A 21,429-nucleotide genomic window follows, 5' to 3' on the forward strand; every position below is an offset into this window, starting at 1 on the left:
GATGTTCTCTGTGTTTTCCCGTCTCTATGTAGGGCTGGTGACAGGTCTTGCGTTAACGATTGGCTTGTTCCTTTTTATGGGGGGCGAGTATATGCGCAAAACAGAAGTCAGTGTTTTTCTCAACGATGGTGCTTACTTTGTTGATCAATACATTGAACAACGAGGTACGCCGGATTCTCTCTACAAAAAGTTAACGGCAAACGGAAAGCAAGATTTCTTCATCTTTGATTTAACGCTTGTCGACAATTGGGATGGCACGCCACCTTGCTTGGACTGCGAGTTACTTTATCGAATGCAAGGCGTTCCGGTCTATTTGATTGATGGAAGCATATACGCCGCAGTGTTTCCTTTGCCTAATACCACTCAGAGCTTAGTGTTTAAAGAAAAGAGTGATTTTTTCAGCCCGGATATTGATTGGGATGAAGACTCCGAAATCATCTTTATTTTGACGCTACTGCTCACGGTGATTTGTAGCCTCGGAGTTATGGTATACATCCCTGTACGAAGGTTGGATCGTCAGATTCGACAACTGACTAAGGCACAAGGATTATTTGGCTCAGGTGAGCTGAATACTCGCGTTAAGTTGGAACAATACTCTTCACCGATTAAAGAGCTGGCGAGCGGCTTTAATGGTATGTCTGAAGAAATCGAAAGAAGAGTGCGTCAAACACACATTTTTACTCAAGCCATCCCTCATGAAGTTCGAACGCCACTTAGTCGAATCCAATTAGCCACTGATTTAGCAAGGCGTACTGAGGGTGAGATGCAAGCTGAACTGCATGATGACATTGAGCGTTACGTAGACGTCGTTACGGATCTGACATCCGACATCGTGATGCTTTCTCGACTTAGCCTTAAGAACCATTCGTTACAAGACTCTATCGAAACGATTGAGTTGCCTTTGTGGTGCAAGAGTCGCATGAATTATCGTGGGTTAGAACAAGCAAAGCTGACCGTTGAAAATGATCTCGATTACCAGTCTATCCATCTACAGCCAACGTTAGGGAACTTGGTTCTGGATAACTTACTGCAAAACGCAAAACGTTATGGGGAATTCAGCGTAGAGGTCACGATTCGTTCTGTAGAGCACTTTTGGATTGTTGATATTGAAGACGATGGTCCTGGCATTCCGGAAGAGAAACGTGAAGAAGTGTTTATCCCGTTCTCACGTTTAGATGGGAGCCGTAACGCCGACGTGAAAGGGTTTGGCTTGGGGTTAGCCATTGCAACCAGTGCAGCAAGGCAACTGGGTTGGGAGCTTTCTGTCGGCGAAAGCCATTTAGGTGGGGCGCGCTTTACGGTGCTTATTCCTGCCAACGATTAGGGTAAGCACTACGATAATCTGGTTCTAATATACCTTCATATAAGTCGTCACAAGCTTGAAGCGGACCTACCACAGTTCGGTACGGCAAGACTCCCGCCCAAACGGGAAGATCCATGTCTTCTGCATCGTCGTTGACGCCAAAGTTACTGACTTTGACCGATGCTTCCACCAAGGAGATGCGCAGTAACATGGTCGCTTTGAGCTCTTTTTCGTTACTCAAACGCACTTCTTCGGTTCGACCTGGCGCAATTTGCTCAATAAAATGATTCAGAAGTCTGTCTTTCTCATTATTATCTTCTACGACTTCAAACTGCCCAAAGACGACGGCACTGCGATAATGTGCGCTATGATGAAAAGCACTTCGAGCTAACACCCAACCATCAAATAAAGTAAAGGTTAGGCACGTTTGTACTCCTTGTTTGAGCGAGCGTAATAGCCGGCTGTTGTTCGCGCCATGGATATAGACATAATTGTCGACACGCCAAGCCAACATAGGGATAACCACCGGACCCGTATCATTGGTTATTGCAATATGGGCGATCAAGCTTTCGTCTATTATGGCATGTAGCTTATCGACATCCGTCACCGCCTTATGTGCGCCTTTCTTTATCTCGGTTCTATTGGTGCTGGATAACATTTTTTCTCCTTATTTACTCATATGGGTAAGCACTTGCTCCTCAATCTTTGATTGCAATGTAGCGCTTAACTGGTAGCTTAAAGAGAGCCAGTTTTAACTTATGGATGGATCCAGTTTGTCTTTGATTGATATTGGTGACTTGTACTTAAAGCACAGTGATGGGACGCGTCAACAGGCGCTATTTTTCGCAATTCGCGAGAAAATTGTTCAAGGATTGTGGGCAAAAAACGGCAAGTTACCTTCAACACGAAAACTCTCACAAGGGCTTAATATCAGCCGGAATACGGTGATCGCAGCCTATGAGCAGTTGGTGGCGGAAGGTTATTTAATCAGCCAAAAAGGCTCGGGATTTTATGTCGCAGTGGAATTACCAGAGCAGTATCTGCCTGAGCCTAATTCAGAAAAGAAGGGCTTATCACCGAAAAGTAACTTTGATATCAACCGTGCATTTGCACCGGGTGTGCCTGATTTGGACGCATTTCCGATGGCTCAATGGCAAAAGTTACTCGCACGCCATATGTCTCGCACGTGCTTGTTGGGCAATCAAGATATTCAAGGAAGCTGGGCATTGCGTTGCGCTTTAGCTAACTACCTTGCATCAAGCCGCTCTGTGAGCTGTTCCCCTGAGCGGATAATTATTACCTCCGGGGCTCAGCAAGCGTTGTCGATTGCCACTATGGTTACTCTTAAGCCGGGTAGCAAAGTCTTGATGGAACAACCGGGCTACGCGCAAATGCGTAAGTTGATTCAATTCCAGCAATATCAATTTGAGCCCCTCTATATTCGAGAGCAATTGGGTTTCGATGTGGAAGCGGTAACGGCCAGCAATGCAGATGCTTTATATGTCACGCCAAGTAACCAATATCCGATGGGCACAACGCTTAATACCGAACAAAGAGGAAAGATCATTAACTGGGCGGTGCAACAGTCACGTTGGATTATCGAAGATGATTACGACAGTGAGTTTCAGTTTGCCCATCGCCCATATACCAGCTTGCAAGGGCTTGCAGCCCAAATGGGACGTGATGATCGCGTTCTTTATGTAGGCTCTTTTAGTAAAGTCATGTTTAACGGGTTGCGGCTTGGGTATCTTGTTGTACCGGATGCTTTAGTTGAAGAATGCTTAGTGATTAAAGATGCGCTAAGCGGGGATTCTCCCTCTCATACTCAAGAGGCTTTGGCTGATTTCATCACTGAAGGAGGGTTACTCCGCCATATTCGTAAAATGCGTCGACTGTACAAAACCAAACATGAGCAATTGTGTATGGCGATAGAAAAACACTTTGGTGATAAAGTTAAGGTGATCAGTCAAGCTGCCGGTCTTCATATTACGTTGAAGTGGCAACAAGGTATTGATGAGAACGAATGGACACAGCGAGCGAAGATTCGAGGTATCGTGCTGCGCCCGATGAGTTTTTATGAGCACCCAGAGTATAAAGTGCGAGATTGGCAAGGAGTGGTTCTTGGTTATGGCAATGTCGCGCTTGGTGAGATTGATGCTCTGGTTGAACAGATTTCTGAGCTGTTTGAATAAGAGTATCAGTCTTGCTCAATCACCCGTTTAGGGTTCTTTTTTCGCCATTGCTTCCACGGTAAAGACAGCACGGCAAAAATAGTGATGGCGTAAAGCATAGACCAACCCAAACAAATGAACACTGCGGTGCACAATACCAAAGAAATTCCCGCGAGCGTCTTTCCCCAGCCTTGCAACAACTTATAAGCGGCAAGCATAGCAAGCAGGTAGACCAGAACAAAAATGCCATTCGCGAGCTTAAGGAAGAACTCCAAATCCAGTCCCGATAGCGAACCAATAACACAAGAAGCAAGCAAAATGGCGCCAACGACTAGCGTTGCATTGGCAGGAACGCCCCGAACGGACACTCTCGCGATAGCACTGGTTGGCTTGTGTTCTCTTGCTTGCGCCCACACCATTCGAGCCAGACTTTGAGTGTAGAGGTTTACACTAGCGAAACATGCTGAGAAACCAATAATACTGATAAGCCATTTCGCATGATCACCAAATAGATGTGCGCTCAACCAAGGAATTGATGCGCTGTCGAACTCAGCACTGCCGTAAGCACCAAACTTCAATATCACGACAGAACATGCCCAATAGGTTGCACCCGCGACAAAGCAGCCAACGATGATCGCGATCGGGAAGTCTCGTTGCGGGTTCTTAAACTCTTCTCCCATGTGTGCAAAGGCTTCTATTCCGACAAAACACCAGAACATGACACCAAGCGCTGCAGCAACTGACCATGTCGAATCCGTCGTTATCTTAGGCATGCTTAAATCAACAGGTCCCACATCGCCTTTCCACAAAAATGCACCGACTAAAGCAAAAATGCTCAATGCGATGACCGTCTGGAGCCGCCCCGATGATTTAGTGCCAAGTAGATTAACGACCACTAACAGAGCCACTGTGAGAATTTGAGCGAAAAGGTGGTTACTAATGGACTCTGGTAACAGTTGTTGTAAAAAGCCAGCGGCAAGTGCGACAGCAGCAGGGACACCAACAGGAATAACACTAACAAATAACCACGCGACGCTGCTCTCTAGTTTGCTATTAAATGCTTTACGAACAAAATACGCCGTGCCGCCAGCACTTGGATAGCGCTTGCCCAACTGAGCGAAAGTCAAAGCGATGGGACAAATAGCAATGAATAAAATAATCCAAGCCCAAAGTGAGAAGTGCCCTGCAATGCCAGCGGCAATCGCTGGAATCATAAATAGACCCGTGCCCATTAAGGTTGTCGATAGCTGACCAATTCCTGATATCAGCGTAATGTCTTTTTTGAGTTGTTCCATAACGACCTCGAACATCTAGGTAATGCAAGCCACAAGCATATCTAAATTCTGCATATCAAAATGATGTTGTCGACCGTCAAAATGACGGTTGTTTTACCGATAAACAGCAAATTGTCGGTTTTCAATAAGTTGTAATTGAGTAGAATGAAAAAATTAAGGAAAGCTTGGTGATGTTATGGACAAATTTGATCATCAGATCATAGATCTATTACGGCAGAATGCCCGTCTCTCTATTACTGAAATCTCAGAGCAAGTTAGCTTGTCACGTTCTGCTGTGACAGCTCGAATCAAAAAGCTTGAAAATGACCAAGTGATCCTTGGCTATCATGCCGATATTGCGACATCCAAAGAGTCGACGATTTGTGCGTATATGGCGCTGAAGTTTGATACATCAGCCTCTAGTCATCACTGTGATAACTACGCGAATGATCTGTACAAAATTGATGGTGTGAAATGGTGCCATGCAATCAGTGGTGAAACCGATATGATGCTGTTTGTCGAAGTACCGAATATCGCACGCCTCAACGAGATTCGAGATTATATCCAAAGCTATCCAGAGCTTCGTAACGTGATGACACATACCGTGTTAACGGAGTTTTTCAATACGACAGGGAGCAAGTTCGTAAAATGACCGAGAAAGACATCGTCCTCAACTTCTGGAAAGTAATGGCAAGCAATGACTTCTATGCAGCAGCGGAACTCCTTGCGCCTGATAGTGAAGTAGTTTGGCCACTGACGAAAGAAGTGATTCGTGGCAGAAAGAATTTTGCCCAATTGAACTCTGCTTATCCAGCAGAAGGTGAGTGGATCTTTACTATAGAGCGTATCGTAAGTGACGGTGAGCAAGTGGTCACTGACGTTATAGTAAGCGATGGCGTTCGCTCCGATCGGGCGATTACTTTTCACACCGTGCGAGATGGGTTGATTTGCAAACAAGTTGAATATTGGCCAGAAGAGTATACCGCCGCAGATTGGCGTGCGAAATGGGTAGAACGTGCTGAATAACATCAATCTGAATCTGCTGCGCTCTCTGCATGTATTGCTTGAAGAGTGCCATGTGAGCAAAACTGCCGAGCGTTTGCATATCACCCAATCGGCGGTAAGCCGTCAGTTAGCGCAGTTACGTGAGTTGTGCGGCGATCCCTTATTGGTTCGACAGGGGAACCAACTGATTCCAACGCCAAGAGCACTACTTCTAAAAGAGAAGTTGGACGACTTATTGGCTGAGTTCGATCATCTTCTCGATGACAAGCCTTTTGAACCCGCAGATTGGAAAGGGGAGCTAGTATTGGCATCGAGTGACTACGTCGCACAATACGTACTCCCTGACATTGCCGCGCACTTGAGTGGCTTTGCTCCTCGGTTGGATATGGCGTATCGATTGTGGCAACCAGACTTTCTAGATAAGCTTCATGAGACTGGTATTCATATCGCGTCTTCCATGTATCCAGAGAAGCCTCAAGGTGTGTCTAGTGTGAAGATTGGTGAAGACTCATCAGTCTGTTTGATGAAAGCCTCTCATCCTTTAGCAAAGCAAGATAGCATCAGCGTTGAAGATTTAATTTCTTACTCTCATATCAAAGTAACAGGCGGTGGAGATAAAGATTCTTATACCGATTTAGCGTTAAGAGAGCTAGGGCATACACGTCATGTCACGTTCAAAGTGCCTTTCTTCTCTGCTGCTATCAATCGCCTAGTTTCTAGTGAACATCTGATGGTGGTTCCAGAGCATATTGCGGTCAATCTCGCAAAGCATTGGGACTTAGCCCATAAAGCACTACCTCTCGAAACGCCTATTCATCAGTATTGGTTAATGTGGCATCCAAAATACGATACGGATCCTGCACATAAATGGGTGCGCGAAGAGATTCGTTCGGTTATGCAGATTTCAGAGTATTCCATTCGATAATAAATGCATTGTTTCCTTATGATTTTAAATCATGGCTAGTATGAAAAACTTTGATTTCTAATTATACCTATTCCATTGATAGATTAGCGTCAAAGAGGGGAGATTCTTATGACACTAACAGTTTGGTTATCACTTTTTACCGTGTGTTTACTAGGGGCGATGTCGCCAGGACCGAGTTTAGCGATTGTTGCTAAGCACTCGTTGGCTGGTGGTCGTGTGAATGGTTTGGCTACCGCATGGGCACACGCGTTTGGTATCGGTATTTATGCTTTCATTACCTTGATCGGTTTGGCCGTGGTACTTCAACAAAGCCCATTGTTATTTAAGACTATTAGTTTAGCTGGTGCAGCTTACTTGGCGTATCTTGGTTTCAATGCATTGCGTTCAAAGGGGGGCGTAGCGGCGAAGTTAGAATCAGGTGAAGAGACGACGGTTTTGCAATCGGCGCGAGAGGGTTTTCTGATTTCGATTCTAAGTCCGAAAATTGCACTGTTCTTTATTGCACTGTTCAGTCAATTTGTTGCGTTAGGTAATGACCTAAGTAACCAAATGATTATCGTCGCGACCCCATTTGTTGTTGATGGTTTGTGGTATACGTTCATCACATTGGTATTGTCTAACTCACGAGTTGTTGACCGTATTCGCTCAAAGGCTGTATTGATTGACCGACTGTCTGGCATCGTTTTAATGTTGCTGGCAGTGCGTGTGGTTGTGACGATTTAACCAAGTAGAATGCACTGCTCATGAAGTTAAAAGGCTACCGTAATGGTAGCCTTTTTCGTTGATGACCAATAAAAAAACATCCTAACTCTTAACGAGATAGGATGTCAGCAAAGAAGGTTGCTCAGGAACATAGGGGGAGTGTGGAACCTTCAGAAGCGTTAGCGACGAACTTCTTCAAACTCGCCTTCAATTGCGTCGGACTTACCCGTATTGAATTCATACTCTTCATGCATTTCTTGTTGCATTTGCTTCACGCGCTTTTCAATACGTTTACCAGTAATCAGGGCTGCGATGGTCAATGGAATCGCCATGATTAGGCTAAATACCAAAGTAAAAAAGCCAGTAATCAGTGCTAGTGCAGTAACGATAATTCGATTCATAATCATGACCTCTCTTTCAATCTATGGGTTCATACTACGAGTTTGAATATGAACGAAACATGAACATACCCAAATAACCTCAAAATTCTAGTTTCAGCAAGACAACTTGCCCTAGGGAGCGTGTTACTAACGCCATTTCTTTGATAAATCCCTCGGCAATAGTGAACTATTACGCAAGCGATTTATCTTTGAACTAGCGCTAGTAACAACGCTCTGAATTCTGAATATTGAGGTCATTTGGGTATCTAACGTACAATTTCGCATCGATTTATCTGAGGAATGTCAAAGTGTCTTAAAACGAAAAAACGCCTGAGGGTCATCAGGCGTATAAGCGGGGAAGTATATTAGTAATGCGCAAGGCGCTTATTATTTAAAACAAATGCTGGGGTGTTGCTCGATACACATTGTGGTTAACGTTGTGGAGCAAGGTTCACCTTATCGAGGGAATGTTTGGTAACGAACACCCATCATTTGTTCCATACAGTGTACAACTTGACAGCTGTAACCAAATTCGTTGTCGTACCAGATGTACAGTACACAGCGCTTGTCTTGAGCGATGGTTGCTTGACCGTCGACCACACCTGCGTGGCGAGAGCCCACTAGATCGCTTGATACGATTTCTGTCGAATCTGTGTAATCGATCTGCGCAGAAAGCTCAGAGTTTAATGCCATTTCACGTAGGTATTCGTTCAGCGAATCACGGTCTACATCTTCACCCAAGTTAAGGTTTGCAACAGCCATTGATACGTTCGGAGTCGGTACACGAATTGCGTTGCCTGTAAGCTTACCTGCAAGTTCTGGAAGTGCTTTTGCTACCGCTTTCGCTGCGCCTGTTGACGTAAGAACCATGTTCAATGAAGCACTACGACCACGGCGATCGCCTGAGTGGAAGTTGTCGATTAGGTTTTGATCGTTGGTGTAAGAGTGAACGGTCTCAATGTGTCCAGAAAGCACACCGTACTTGTCGTTCAGGGCTTTAAGAACCGGAGTGATAGCGTTAGTCGTACAGCTCGCTGCGGAGATGATAGTGTCATCTTCTTGAATCACAGATTCATTCACACCAAATACGACGTTCTTGATGTCGCCTTTACCTGGTGCAGTAAGCAGTACTTTCTCTGCTCCGTTACACGCTACGTGTTGGCTAAGACCTTCGGCATCACGCCAAACGCCCGTGTTATCAACAACTAGTGCATTGTTGATGCCGTAAACTGAGTAGTCCACATCACTTGGGCTGTTAGCGTAAATGATTTGAATGTAGTTACCGTTCACGATCAGCGCTTTACGCTCTTCATCAATCACGATACTACCGTTGAATTGTCCATGAACTGAGTCACGACGGAGCAAGCTAGCACGTTTTTCTAGATCGCCTTTCTTTCCGCCACGCACAACAATTGCACGCAGACGAAGTGGGTAACCCGGACCACTCTTTTCAATCAACAGGCGAGTCAATAGGCGGCCGATACGACCGAAGCCATAAAGAACCACGTCACGAGCTGCTAGAGAAGAGTCGGCATCACGAGCACCTTGAAGTGCTGTGTGTAAAAAGTCGCTAAGTGCGGCAGTATCTTCGTGATCTTTCCAGTACATACCAGCAAGCTGACCAACATCAACACGACAAGACGAGATGCTCATTTCGCACAGCGCTTGGATGATTGGCATGGTTTGTTCAAGAGAAAGAGGGCTTCCGGTGTAACGTCTTGCAATACGGTGAGTTTTGAGAATGTCGATGGTTGTTGCGTTGATAAGTGTTTTACCAAACAGAACCACTTCGATTCCTTTTTGACGATATAACTTACCAATAAGAGGGGAAATAGATTCAGCAATCGTTTGGCTAGTTTGCCAGTCTTGGAGATATTTCTCTGGACTCATTGTTGTTTTGGACCTTTCACGTTTTGGGGGCTGACCTTACTTTCTGCTGTTACCTCAACGGTAGAGCGTGAAGTGAGGGTGTTTTGTAATTGGGTTGTAATAATTATGTGTGCGGATTGTACGGGTGGAGGTCTTATTCTGCTAGGAAAAATAAATCCAGTTAAAAGTGTGGGGTATGATTCATTTTTTGGCTTATTAATGTGACTAAAGCGGTGTTTTATAGGGATTGACTTTTCCTATCTATAAAACTTATTTCGCGACAATAAAGGTTCATCTCAAAGTGAGTATATGTAACAAGGTGAACTTCCTTTTAAATAATGTGATATGGATAATCTTTAACACTTAAATGGTAAACGTTTTTCGCCATTTTAGGCGGTATCTTTAAGTTCGCCCATGGTATGAGTTGGTTTAACTAAATCTGTTTAAAAATGATGCAGCAAAATTTTGCAAGCAATCACATTTTTCCTTCTTATGACCTCAATGTATAGAAGGGTAATGAGTGTTGTTTTTAGCCGTTTGGGCAGTTCAGACCGATTAAGTTGCCGATAAAACACTTCATACAAGTTCATATTCAATCTATGAAAGTGGTCTAGTATTAATTCGAGAGCCTTTTCCTAACACGGGCAAACGGATGATAAAACTTTCTATAAAATTACGTTTAGCTCTACTCGCACTGTTACCCGCGGTGGTTATTTCTGTGTTTGCCGTTCACCAATTTGTCGTTAACTCTCAAAGAGTCGATCAACTCAATCAAACGGTCAGTAATATTCAAGGATTGAAACTGATTTCCGAAGCGTCTCATTTTGTCTATGACATGGAGAAGGAGCGTCATCGATATGGAGAAGAGCAGCCTTTACCAATTGAAGTGAAAGTACAACGTGATAGAGCGCTTTCTATCTACGAGAAGTTTATACAGAACAGTTATACTGCCGAGTATTCTGATGACCTTAAGCGAGCGATGTTAGATTTGATCTCTGGTGACTTGAGAGACAGTGTGGATGCCGGAGATTGGTCGTTTCGCCTGTTGCAAGAAATGTCTCAATCACTGGTTCAACATAATCACTTGTTTGATAGTGATGAAGCACATTGGATGCAAGATTTCATCGCTTATCTTGCTCAACTTTCTTACTGGACGCAAAAAGAAGCTTGGTTGACGTATCGGTTGGTGCTACAGCCTGATAGCCAACCGAATCAAAATATGTTCTTTCAAGCCATTGAGCGCCAACAGCAGAGTCTGGAAGGATTCTTAAAGTTAGGTGCATCAAATGAGCAGGTAGAAAAGCTCCTTAGTTTGTATACGTCTCCTCGTTATTTGTCGAGTATCGAAGCCCGAGGACGTTTATTGGCAGGAGAGATGTCCCAATCTGACTATGTGACTTATTTACGAGATCTTGACCACCGTGTTCAACGTTTGCAAGTCATTACCGCGGGTTTCACGCAACAGGTTGAAAGTGCATTGTTGGTCCAAGTCAGTTCGCAAAAGCAGAGCATTACGCTAATGACCTCGGGCGTGATGGTCATCATCATCCTGTTATGTTGGTTAGGCTTTGGTACTTGGTATCGTGTGCATAGTAAATTGGACTCGATTATTTATTCGCTTAACACCTTAATCCATGAACATGTAAAAGGGGAGAAGGTGGTGGTTGATGGCAATGATGAGTTCACGATCTTTGCACAACAAGTTAATCGAATGATGGAGGAGCAAAACCGACAAACAGAAGAGATTTTGCAAACCAAAGAATCTGCTATTTCGGCAAACCGCGCAAAGTCGGTCTTTCTTGCAAGCATGTCTCATGAAATTCGAACCCCTTTGAACGGGATTATCGGGATGACAGAGATCCTGTCACAAAGCGAACTTTCAGATCATCAAAAAGAAGTTTTAACCGATATTGATACCTCGTCGCATACCTTGCTCACGTTACTTAATGACATCCTTGATCTATCTAAGATTGAATCAGGTCATTTACAGCTTTCTCTTATCGAAACAGATATTCGCGAAGTCGTGTACCAATCGATGATTTTGTTCCAGTCCAAAGCCACGTCCAAGCAATTAGAACTGAATATCAATTTAGATGAGCGTATTCCCGCGCGCATCAAGGTTGATGACCATCGAATCAAGCAAATCGTCATGAACTTGGTATCGAACGCGGTGAAGTTCACAGAGAAGGGCTGCATCAATGTGGATGTTGACTACCAAGAATCCACCACACAAAAGAGCGTATTTTTGACTTTTCGAGTATCTGACACCGGTGTAGGTATAGAAAAGGACAAGCTTGATTCCATCTTCGAGCCTTTTACTCAAGAAGACGAAGGTATATCACGTCAGTTTGGAGGGACAGGACTAGGCTTGGCCATTTGTCGTCAACTGGTGGCTATGATGGGCGGCAAGTTAACCGCGACGTCTTCAAAAGGAGTGGGAACCAGTTTTGAGTTCTCAATTGAAGTGGAAGTGTTGCCGACCGTAGGTTGGCGCTCAGAAACCATTCGTAACGGTATTCTCATTGGAGATAACTACGCGTATGCCGATCAAATTATGAAAGAGTGTCGTTTAGCTGGTATTCAGCTTTCAGAGGTAAGCAGTATTAAGGATTTACCGACTTCTACAAAGGGGCTGGAAGTGATCTTTTATTGTCATGATGGCAGAGTGGCGTTGGATTCTGTAATAGACGAGTTAGCGCGTACGGTTGATATTAGCCGAATCATTGTTTGCCAACATCATTTGATCTCTACCTACACCAATTCTGAGCGTATTCATTCTGTGCTGACTTTACCTTTTTTAGGTAACCGCTTTAGGCATGCCATTGATGAACTCGCACACATTGAACAAAATACTCAAAGTTACCATGTCACACATTCGGCAGTGGTTCATAATATCAACCAGTCACGTACACATCGTCGCATTTTGATTGCTGAAGATAACTTGATGAACCAAAAGATAGCCAGCTTTTTCTTAGATAAGGCGGGATACGATTATCTGATTGCCAGCAATGGGCAAGAGGCATTAGAAGCCATCACTAAGGGGGAGAAGTTTGATGCAATTCTTATGGATTGCATGATGCCAGTTATGGATGGTTTGACCGCAACAAAAGAAATTCGCCGCTGGGAGAAAGAAGTAGGAAGTGGGAAGATCACCATTATTGCTTTGACAGCGAGTGTGCTCGAAGAAGATATTCAAAACTGCTTTGCTGCGGGAATGGATGCTTACTTACCGAAACCTTACAAGTCGAATCAACTGTTTGAGTTGTTTAATGAACTAAAGCTTGCTTAAATCGTGTCTGCGAGCCGAACTCCTTACGGCTTCTAGAACGATAAAGAAAAGGAAGTAACATGTTCAAACTTGCTGTGATCGGGACGAACTGGATCTCTCAACAATTTGTTGAAGCTGCGCTCCAGACCAAAGAATTTTGTCTTCAAGCTGTGTATTCACGTGATGTTGAGAAAGCGTGCGAATTTGGCAAGCCTTATAATGCGCAATCTTATTACGATAGCTTAGAAGCATTAGGGGCTGATAACGATATCGATGCCGTTTACATAGCGAGTCCAAATTCACTGCATGCTCCTCAGGCAATGCAAATGCTTAAAGCGGGTAAGCACGTGATTTGCGAAAAGCCGATGGCTTCAAACTATCCTCTTGCTCAGGCGATGTTTAAGACCGCTGAAGAAAATAACGTCGTGTTGTTCGAAGCTTTCATGTCACCATATACGCCGAATTTTCAAGTGCTAAAAGACAGCCTACCAGCGATCGCCCCTCTTCGTCATGCCACGATCAGTTATTGTCAGTATTCTTCCCGATATCAGAAATATTTAAATGGTGAGAATCCAAATACATTCAATCCAGAATTTTCTAACGGTTCGATTATGGACATCGGTTACTACTGTGTTGGCTCCGCGATTGAGTTGTTTGGCGAGCCTAACAGCATAGAAGCAAGTGCTCACATTTTGCCTTCTGGCGTCGATGGTTGTGGCAGTGTGACGTTGGCGTATGACGGCTTTAACGTGAACCTATTACATTCCAAGGTAAGCGATTCGCTAATCCCAAGTGAATTCCAAGGTGAACAGGGCAGTGTGTTGGTAGATATGATTGCCACAGGACGTGGTGTTGAGCGCATTTTGCGAGGTGAGAGTAAACAAGTACTAACATTGCCTCAAGAAGAGAACCACATGTTCTACGAAGCGCACGCATTTGCAAAGCAACTCAAAGTTGGCTCGATTGATCCTCAAATGAAGCAGCGCTCACTTGTCGTTGCTAAAGTGCTCACTGAGGTGAGAAGACAGACTGGTGTTGTGTTCCCAGCGGATAAAGTGGCGCTAGGCTAACGCCTTTCTTTACAAACGCTGCCTAAAGGGTTCGGCTAGGTGTTCCCATTTGAGTGAAATTTAACCGCGAAAGATCAACAGACCCCAGTGTATAAAAACCATAAAGCCCTCAATGCGAGGGCTTTCGTTTTTCTTGCTTATTTAAGCGGCAGCATGCGCTTCTGTGAGCTTACGAATCGTTTTTCTATAGGTTAAGTAAGCCGCGATACCAGCTAAGATATTACCCAAACACGCGCCAATAAGTAGCCCTTGAATCCCACCCAATTGCGCACCGACCCACAAACACGGAAGGAAGAACAAAAATAGGCGCAGTGCCGAAATGGTCAGAGCCGTGTAGGACTTACCAAGGGCGTTACAGATCGAAACCATCAACATACACACACCAAGCGAGCCCAAACTGATAGGTACAATCATCAAGTGCATTTCAAGTACATGGGTGACTTGCGCGTCGCTGGTCATCAATAATGCCAGTGGGTCTGCAGCGATAAACGTAATCACAGCAATCAGCAATTGGAAACCAAGTATGAACTTAACCGCAATCGAGATGAGAGACTGAATGTCGGTGTAGTTTTTCGCTCCTAGTAGACGACCAACCATCGGCGGCATTGACATCGTCAGTGCAAGTACAGAAACAATAGCAAAAAACTCATAACGAGAGCCTAACGCCCATGATGCTACCGCTGCGGTACCAAAGCCTGCCAATAGCTTCGTCGCCAGCATAGAAGAGAGTGGTGGTAATAATTGGCTGATCATTGCCGGTCCCATAATGTGACCGATGGAGCGAACGCTTTTCACAACATCCAGCTCTTGCCATTGGAACGTCGCCCAGTGATTTTTTTGTACGCGAGGCGCCACAACCAAAATGCCAAACCCGAACGCGATTATGGTAGCGATAGCGGCACCGTTGATGCCTAAATCAAAGGTGAAAATGAATAGTGGATCGAGCACTAAGTTCACCACACTGGTGACCATCATCATGGTGCCTGGCAGCATAGTATTACCGTTAGAACGACAAATACTGTAATAGAAGTACAGCACAGCACCCGTCCATGAGCTTAGCAACCACCATGGCCAGTAGCTGTCGATAATTGGCATGACGGTTTCTGGTGCGCTTAATAAAGAGAGAATAGGGTAACGCAATAACCAAATGATCAAACCAAGTACAGCTACGCCGACAGAGCCAATCATTAGGACTAACCCACCTAATTGTTTTGCGTAGTGGGTGTCGTTTGCTCCTAGTGCTTTCGATATCACTGCGGTAGTGGCAATACCCAAACCAACTTGAATGCCAATAACCACCATTTGTAATGGTAAAGTGAAGCCTTGTGCCGCAAGTGGTAAAACGCCCAGTTGCCCAATGAAGGCACTGTCGACAAGTTGGAAGCTCATCAATGACAATACGCCAAACAGCATTGGCCAGGTCATAGTGAAAAGTTGTTTTGCTAACGTTGGTTGCACGCTAGAAGAAGTAGAAGACATAGAGAAATTGGGTGTTTTGGGAACAAGAATTGGTGTTATTGTACACACTGGTTTTGTAAGTTACAAAAAGAAACCCCGAGCAAGTTATCCCTGCTCGGGGTTAAATTCTACAACTATTTGGGCTTATTTTTTGCCGCTAGTTTGTTTGTCTTCTTCAGTCAGTTCGCGAATACGACGGCTGATGTCACGACGTGCTTTAGAAATTTCTGCACTCTTGATGATGTGATCGTCAACGCGGTCTTCGTAGTCTGCTTTCATGTTCTTGATGATTGCAACGATTTCGTCGTGAGACATTTCTGGTTTGATGTAGTCTAGAAGGTTTTCTAGTAGGTCTACACGTTTACGGTTGTCACGAACTTTTTTCTCGTTATCAAGCAGCTCACGTTTTAGTTTGTTTTTACGACGAGCTTGGTTCACGATTTCAAATACGCTACTCATGGTTCCCTTTCCTAATTTGTGAATATCTGATTCGATTAAAGCACAACATCTCGTGGCATAACAGTCTTTAGATCAAACGTCATGCTGGGTTGGACATTTATCCATCAATTCTGATGTGGCGTTAACAATCGAGTGCTAAAAGCGTGAATGTTGCTCACTTGAGTGAAGGGACTCGTTGTCATGGTGGAGCCTTCGCTATATCATCAACTTCATTCAATACAAAAATATGAAGCTCGAAATGAACTCTGGGACTATTGCGGAGCAAGTCGAAAGCCAAGAGGTCGATAACCAAGACGATTCTTTGGCTACCAAACTCAAAGCAGCGTATGTGGCTGCTAGAACGCAACTCGAAATCACTGAAGTCGAACTCAATCGTTCGAAGATAATGATGATTGACGAGAATGGAAAAATGACCAAAGTGTCGATTCTATCAGAGCATTAAGACCTAACCCGATTCGCAAAGGGTGTCAGGTCCATGCGCTATGCTTTAGCCTGATACCCAAATTCAAATGCAACAATAATAAGGAAATGCATTATGAAAGTTGAGCTAACGGCAATTGAAGCACGAGTAATTGGCTGCTTAATCGAAAAAGAAGTCACCACCCCCGACCAATACCCCCTAAGCCTTAACGCGCTGACGAACGCATGTAATCAAAAAAGCAACCGCGAACCTGTCATGTCATTGTCTGAAGCAGACGTACTAGACGCGGTTGATGCACTCATCGAGCGTCGTCTTGTCAGTGATGAAAGTGGTTTCAATAGCCGTGTCAGCAAATACCAACACCGATTCTGTAATACCGAGTTTGGCGACCTACAACTTACCGAGCAAGAGAAAGGCATCGTATGTTGCATGCTGCTTCGTGGTGCTCAAACCCCTGGCGAAATTCGCACGCGCACTAATCGTCTAGCAACATTTAATGATGTAAAGGAAGTTGAAAACGTTCTTGAGCACCTTGCAAGCGAAGAGAAAGGACCTCTTGTGGTTAAACTGCCTCGCGAGGCGGGCAAGCGTGAATCACGTTACATGCATCTATTTTGTGGTGAGGTAGACATCAGTGAGTTGGCTGTGGCAAGTGCGGCGCCATCATCAGCCGGTTCTGAGCGCATTAGCCAGTTAGAACAAGAAGTGGCAGAACTTCGTGCAGAGCTGACCGCATTAAAAGAACAGGTTGAATCTCAGCTTTCATGAGTGAGACTGCCGAGCAAAATTGGAGCGTCTATCTAATCCGTAATAACCGCAATGCGCTGTATTGTGGTGTAACGAATGATGTGGACCGACGCTTCAAACAGCATCAGAGCGGGAAAGGTGCAAAAGCACTGAAAGGGAAGGGACCATTAACCTTGGAATGGTTCTCTTCTTTTGAAAGCAAAAGCGTCGCGATGAAAGCGGAATACTTTATCAAGCAACTGACTAAAGCTAAGAAAGAGCTCTTAGTCAGCGAAGATGCTGAAATTTGCATCGATGAAAAACATGTTCTTGCATTTCAAACTCGAGTGAAGTGTTCAAATTAATCAATGATTTTCGCAAGTGACATTTTCGACCAATATTGAGCTGTACAACTTCTAATCAACTAAAAAGTCCAAATATGTGCTGCTAGTTCAATGTTGGGCAATTTGAATTAACACTATGCGTATTAGAGAGCAAACCGCCTTCAAATGGCGGTTTATTTTTGTCTATTATGGGTATCATTTCAGGCGACAGTAACACATAATACATTGATGCCCTGCTAGGCTTAATATCAAAAAAATTTATATAGAAGCGGGCAATTTATGGATATCAGAATTATAGGGTAAAGGATGACTCGGCTAGGTAATAAAATAGAGCAGTTCCATGCTCCATAAAAAACTAAAAGAGCAACAGATGAAAAAAGCGTTACTATTTTCCCTGATTTCTATGGTCGGTTTCTCTCCTGTTTCACATGCAACGCAAGTGCTCAATGGCTACTGGGGTTATCAAGAGTTCTTGGATGAATTCCCGCAGCAGCGAAAACTCACTAATGCTTTAGCAGAAGCCGTTCGTGAACGTCCTGTACCATTCTCTAAAAACAAAAAGCGTCCGCTTAAAATATCTGTGGTTTATCCGGGGCAGCAAGTATCTGATTACTGGGTAAGAAACATTGCGGCATTTGAAAAGCGCTTGGACAAGCTAAATATCAACTATCAGATCAACCAAGTTTTCACACGCCCTAATGCGGATATTAAGCAGCAAAGCTTGTCGTTAATGGAAGCGCTGAAGAGCAAATCCGATTATTTGATTTTTACGTTAGATACAACCAGACACCGCAAATTTGTTGAACACGTTCTTGATTCAACAAACACCAAATTGATCTTACAAAATATCACGACACCAGTGCGTGAATGGGATAAACATCAACCGTTTTTATATGTCGGATTTGATCACGCGGAAGGCAGCCGTGAATTAGCGACAGAATTCGGAAAGTACTTTCCAAAGCACACCTATTACAGTGTGCTCTATTTCTCGGAAGGGTACATTAGTGATGTGAGAGGTGACACGTTTATTCATCAGGTTAACCGTGATAATAACTTTGAACTACAATCAGCGTACTACACTAAAGCAACAAAGCAGTCGGGATATGATGCTGCAAAAGCAAGTTTAGAAAAGCACCCAGATGTTGATTTTATTTATGCGTGCTCGACTGATGTTGCGTTAGGCGCTGTTGAGGCGTTAGCAGATTTAGGGCGAAGTGACGTTATGATCAACGGTTGGGGCGGTGGTTCAGCAGAACTTGACGCTATTCAGAAAGGCGACTTAGATATCACTGTCATGCGTATGAATGATGATACTGGTATTGCCATGGCAGAAGCCATTAAGTGGGATTTGGAAGGAAAACCTGTCCCAACCGTATATTCCGGTGATTTTGAAATTGTTACCAAAGCTGATTCACCGGAAAGAATCGAAACGCTGAAGAAGCGTGCATTTAGATATTCAGATAATTGATGACAATAACTCGATCAAACATAAAGAAGCGTCGCTCACTGGCGACGCTCATAACAAAGATCATCATTCTTGTTCTTGCTCCGATCATTCTAGGGATTTTTATTCAGAGCTATTACTTCTCTAAACAGATCATTTGGCAAGAAGTCGACAGAACGAAGCAACAAACCTCTGCATTGATCCACAATATATTTGATAGTCACTTTGCGGCGATTCAAATACATCATGACAGCAACTCAAAAAGTGAAGTGATTCGTGACTTTTACACCAATCGCGACACTGATGCACTTAACTTTTTCTTTCTCAGTATCGATCAAAGTGACCCATCGCACACGCCAGAGTTTCGCTTTCTGACCGATCATAAGGGCATCATTTGGGATGATGGTAATGCACATTTCTATGGTGTGAATGATCTTATCCTCGACAGTTTGGCGAACCGAGTCACCTTTAGTAATAACTGGTATTACATTAATGTGATGACCTCTATTGGTTCTAGACATATGCTGACGCGTCGCGTGCCAGTGTTGGATCCTGCGACAGGTGAAGTGCTTGGCTTCTCTTTTAATGTTGTAGTGCTTGATAACAACTTCGCTTTGATGGAGAAGCTAAAAAGCGAAAGTAATGTCGACAATGTGGTCCTTGTGGCGAATAACGTCCCTTTAGCTAACTCCTTAATTGGTGACGAGCCATACAATGTTGCGGATATTTTGCAGCGCAAAGGTTCAGAAAGAAGGCTCGACAAACTTCTAGTGATTCAAACTCCAATAGAAGTGAATGCCGTGACGACAGAGTTATGCTTGCTTACTGTGCAGGATAACCAAAGCGTTGTTACGTTGCAGATCCAACATATCCTAGCAATGTTGGCTTCTATCATCGGTATGATCATGATTGCGTTGCTCACTAAAGAATGGATCGAGAGTAAGGTAGCGGCGCAGTTGGAGTCTCTGATGTCCTATACTCGTTCCGCGCGTGAGGAAAAGGGTTTTGAGCGCTTTGATGGCTCGGATATCGAAGAGTTCGATCATATCGGCTCTACTCTTGAAAGTACTTTTGAGGAACTAGAGGCGCAGAAGAAGTCATTCCGAGACCTGTTTAACTTCGCGTTATCACCGATTATGGTGTGGTCTGAGGAAAGTGTTCTTATCCAAATGAACCCTGCAGCACGCAAAGAGCTCGTTATCGAAGATGACAATGAAACCATGCATCCTGTCTTCCAAGGCTTCAAAGATAAATTGACACCTCACCTAAAGATGGCAGCGCAAGGTGCGACGTTAACAGGCGTCAACGTTCCAATTGGGAATAAGATTTACCGTTGGAACCTATCACCAATTCGTGTCGATGGTGATATCAGTGGCATCATTGTGCAAGGGCAAGACATTACAACTCTGATTGAAGCGGAAAAGCAAAGTAATATCGCACGTAGAGAAGCAGAGAAGTCTGCACAAGCTAGAGCTGATTTCCTTGCGAAGATGAGTCATGAGATCCGTACTCCAATTAACGGTATCTTAGGTGTTGCGCAATTGCTTAAAGACACGGTAGAAACTCAAGAGCAGAAGAACCAAATTGATGTTCTGTGCCACAGTGGTGAGCACTTACTTGCCGTACTGAATGATATTTTGGATTTCTCCAAGATAGAGCAAGGTAAGTTTAATATCCAGAAGCACCCGTTCTCATTCTCCGATACGATTCGCACATTGGAAAATATCTATCGTCCAATCTGTACAAATAAAGGTGTTGAGCTGGTTATCGAAAACAAACTGGATCCGAATGTCGAAATCTTTACGGATCAAGTTCGACTCAACCAAATTCTGTTTAACCTTGTTAGTAACTCCGCCAAGTTTACTCCGTCGGGTTCTATCCGGATCCATGCCGAGCTTGAGCAATTTTATGGTGCAGAGAACAGTGTATTGGTTGTTGAAATTACTGATACGGGGATCGGGATTGAGTCGGACAAGTTAGACCAAATGTTCGAACCGTTTGTACAAGAAGAAGCAACAACAACACGAGAATACGGTGGCAGTGGTTTAGGCTTAACCATCGTTAAGAATCTTGTCGATATGTTGGAAGGCGATGTTCAGGTTCGTAGTAGTAAAGGGATGGGCACAACTTTCGTTGTGACATTGCCGGTAAAAGACCGTGAGCGTGTATTCCGACCGTTAGAAGTCAGTCAACGCGTTAAGCCTGAAGCTTTGTTTGATGAGAGTTTGAAAGTGTTGCTGGTGGAGGACAATCACACCAATGCCTTTATTCTTCAGGCGTTCTGCAAGAAGTACAAAATGCAGGTTGATTGGGCAAAAGATGGATTAGAAGCGATGGAGTTTCTCGCGGACAATACTTATGACCTTATCTTGATGGACAATCAATTACCGCATCTTGGTGGTATTGAAACAACTCATGAGATCCGTCAGAACTTGCGACTTGGTACGCCTATTTATGCCTGTACGGCTGATACAGCTAAAGAAACTAGTGATGCATTTATGGCGGCAGGGGCGAATTATGTCTTGCTCAAGCCAATCAAAGAAAACGCATTACATGAAGCGTTTGTCGATTTTAAGCAAAGATTTTTGCTAGAACGGACGTAATGCAGAA

At 44.1% G+C, this 21,429-nt stretch carries 19 protein-coding genes; 13 read left to right on the forward strand and 6 right to left on the reverse strand.

Features of this window, described 5'->3' with window-relative positions; translation table 11 throughout:
• Position 1 precedes the first annotated feature (1 nt).
• Positions 2-1,324: an ATP-binding protein gene (locus J4N44_RS19930; RefSeq protein WP_101905514.1), complete on the forward strand. Its 1,323-nt coding sequence runs from the start codon at positions 2-4 to the stop codon at positions 1,322-1,324.
• On the opposite strand, the gene J4N44_RS19935 is transcribed toward J4N44_RS19930, so the two are convergent.
• Entirely contained in the window at positions 1,305-1,961 is a 657-nt protein-coding gene (locus tag J4N44_RS19935) for a pyridoxamine 5'-phosphate oxidase family protein (protein WP_038899262.1), read from the reverse strand. The two genes, J4N44_RS19930 and J4N44_RS19935, sit on opposite strands and share 20 nt — an antisense overlap.
• A gap of 100 nt (positions 1,962-2,061) precedes the next feature.
• Here J4N44_RS19935 and pdxR point away from each other — a divergent pair, with 100 nt between their 5' ends.
• Positions 2,062-3,495 (forward strand): MocR-like pyridoxine biosynthesis transcription factor PdxR, encoded by a 1,434-nt coding sequence (gene pdxR / locus J4N44_RS19940; protein ID WP_045489893.1) that lies wholly within the window; start codon positions 2,062-2,064, stop codon positions 3,493-3,495.
• A gap of 5 nt (positions 3,496-3,500) precedes the next feature.
• On the opposite strand, the gene yjeH is transcribed toward pdxR, so the two are convergent.
• Complete coding sequence (gene yjeH, locus J4N44_RS19945) at positions 3,501-4,769, reverse strand: L-methionine/branched-chain amino acid transporter (RefSeq protein WP_005453554.1); 1,269 nt, start codon at positions 4,767-4,769, stop codon at positions 3,501-3,503.
• Between the two features lie 175 nt (positions 4,770-4,944).
• Here yjeH and J4N44_RS19950 point away from each other — a divergent pair, with 175 nt between their 5' ends.
• From J4N44_RS19950 to J4N44_RS19965, 4 genes are all read left to right on the forward strand, one after another.
• Entirely contained in the window at positions 4,945-5,400 is a 456-nt protein-coding gene (locus tag J4N44_RS19950) for an Lrp/AsnC family transcriptional regulator (protein ID WP_017188717.1), read from the forward strand.
• Positions 5,397-5,774: a nuclear transport factor 2 family protein gene (locus J4N44_RS19955; RefSeq protein ID WP_252045648.1), complete on the forward strand. Its 378-nt coding sequence runs from the start codon at positions 5,397-5,399 to the stop codon at positions 5,772-5,774. The genes J4N44_RS19950 and J4N44_RS19955 overlap by 4 nt, the downstream gene beginning before the upstream one ends.
• Positions 5,764-6,678 carry a LysR family transcriptional regulator gene (locus tag J4N44_RS19960; RefSeq protein WP_017188718.1) on the forward strand — a complete coding sequence of 305 codons (915 nt, stop codon included), beginning with the start codon at positions 5,764-5,766 and terminating at the stop codon, positions 6,676-6,678. The genes J4N44_RS19955 and J4N44_RS19960 overlap by 11 nt, the downstream gene beginning before the upstream one ends.
• Before the next feature lie 108 nt (positions 6,679-6,786).
• On the forward strand, positions 6,787-7,401 hold the full coding sequence (locus J4N44_RS19965) for a LysE family translocator (protein WP_005433441.1): 615 nt from the start codon (positions 6,787-6,789) through the stop codon (positions 7,399-7,401).
• 158 nt (positions 7,402-7,559) lie between these two features.
• Here J4N44_RS19965 and J4N44_RS19970 read toward each other — a convergent pair whose 3' ends face one another.
• Together J4N44_RS19970 and J4N44_RS19975 are read right to left on the reverse strand one after the other, a co-directional pair.
• Complete coding sequence (locus tag J4N44_RS19970) at positions 7,560-7,781, reverse strand: hypothetical protein (protein ID WP_005442428.1); 222 nt, start codon at positions 7,779-7,781, stop codon at positions 7,560-7,562.
• A gap of 435 nt (positions 7,782-8,216) precedes the next feature.
• A complete protein-coding gene (locus tag J4N44_RS19975) occupies positions 8,217-9,650 on the reverse strand; it encodes a glyceraldehyde-3-phosphate dehydrogenase (RefSeq protein ID WP_005433296.1) in 1,434 nt (477 codons plus the stop codon).
• A gap of 631 nt (positions 9,651-10,281) precedes the next feature.
• Here J4N44_RS19975 and J4N44_RS19980 point away from each other — a divergent pair.
• Complete coding sequence (locus J4N44_RS19980) at positions 10,282-12,918, forward strand: hybrid sensor histidine kinase/response regulator (RefSeq protein ID WP_029790051.1); 2,637 nt, start codon at positions 10,282-10,284, stop codon at positions 12,916-12,918.
• A gap of 59 nt (positions 12,919-12,977) precedes the next feature.
• The gene (locus J4N44_RS19985) at positions 12,978-13,967 is read left to right on the forward strand and encodes a Gfo/Idh/MocA family protein (RefSeq protein ID WP_045489885.1); all 990 of its coding nucleotides are present in this window, start codon (positions 12,978-12,980) and stop codon (positions 13,965-13,967) included.
• A gap of 141 nt (positions 13,968-14,108) precedes the next feature.
• Here J4N44_RS19985 and J4N44_RS19990 read toward each other — a convergent pair whose 3' ends face one another.
• Both J4N44_RS19990 and J4N44_RS19995 read right to left on the reverse strand, forming a co-directional pair.
• Positions 14,109-15,446, reverse strand: coding sequence for an MATE family efflux transporter (locus tag J4N44_RS19990; protein ID WP_005453572.1), 1,338 nt, complete (start codon positions 15,444-15,446; stop codon positions 14,109-14,111).
• Between the two features lie 123 nt (positions 15,447-15,569).
• The gene (locus tag J4N44_RS19995; RefSeq protein ID WP_005453573.1) at positions 15,570-15,884 is read right to left on the reverse strand and encodes a DUF496 family protein; all 315 of its coding nucleotides are present in this window, start codon (positions 15,882-15,884) and stop codon (positions 15,570-15,572) included.
• Positions 15,885-16,122: 238 nt separating this feature from the next.
• Between J4N44_RS19995 and J4N44_RS20000 the strand changes: the two genes are divergently transcribed.
• The 5 genes from J4N44_RS20000 (at position 16,123) to luxQ (ending at position 21,422) form a co-directional block, all read left to right on the forward strand.
• Positions 16,123-16,326 (forward strand): hypothetical protein, encoded by a 204-nt coding sequence (locus J4N44_RS20000; protein WP_009696233.1) that lies wholly within the window; start codon positions 16,123-16,125, stop codon positions 16,324-16,326.
• 93 nt (positions 16,327-16,419) lie between these two features.
• Positions 16,420-17,073 (forward strand): YceH family protein, encoded by a 654-nt coding sequence (locus J4N44_RS20005; RefSeq protein WP_252045649.1) that lies wholly within the window; start codon positions 16,420-16,422, stop codon positions 17,071-17,073.
• Positions 17,070-17,396: a GIY-YIG nuclease family protein gene (locus J4N44_RS20010; RefSeq protein WP_017188723.1), complete on the forward strand. Its 327-nt coding sequence runs from the start codon at positions 17,070-17,072 to the stop codon at positions 17,394-17,396. Before J4N44_RS20005 ends, J4N44_RS20010 begins: the two co-directional genes overlap by 4 nt.
• A gap of 349 nt (positions 17,397-17,745) precedes the next feature.
• Positions 17,746-18,843 carry an autoinducer 2-binding periplasmic protein LuxP gene (locus J4N44_RS20015; RefSeq protein ID WP_005453580.1) on the forward strand — a complete coding sequence of 366 codons (1,098 nt, stop codon included), beginning with the start codon at positions 17,746-17,748 and terminating at the stop codon, positions 18,841-18,843.
• Positions 18,843-21,422: a quorum-sensing autoinducer 2 sensor kinase/phosphatase LuxQ gene (gene luxQ, locus J4N44_RS20020; protein ID WP_005453581.1), complete on the forward strand. Its 2,580-nt coding sequence runs from the start codon at positions 18,843-18,845 to the stop codon at positions 21,420-21,422. Before J4N44_RS20015 ends, luxQ begins: the two co-directional genes overlap by 1 nt.
• The last annotated feature ends 7 nt before the right edge of the window (positions 21,423-21,429 follow it).

The organism is Vibrio sp. SCSIO 43155, from assembly GCF_023716605.1.
In the GTDB taxonomy this organism is placed as follows: Bacteria; Pseudomonadota; Gammaproteobacteria; order Enterobacterales; family Vibrionaceae; genus Vibrio; species Vibrio harveyi.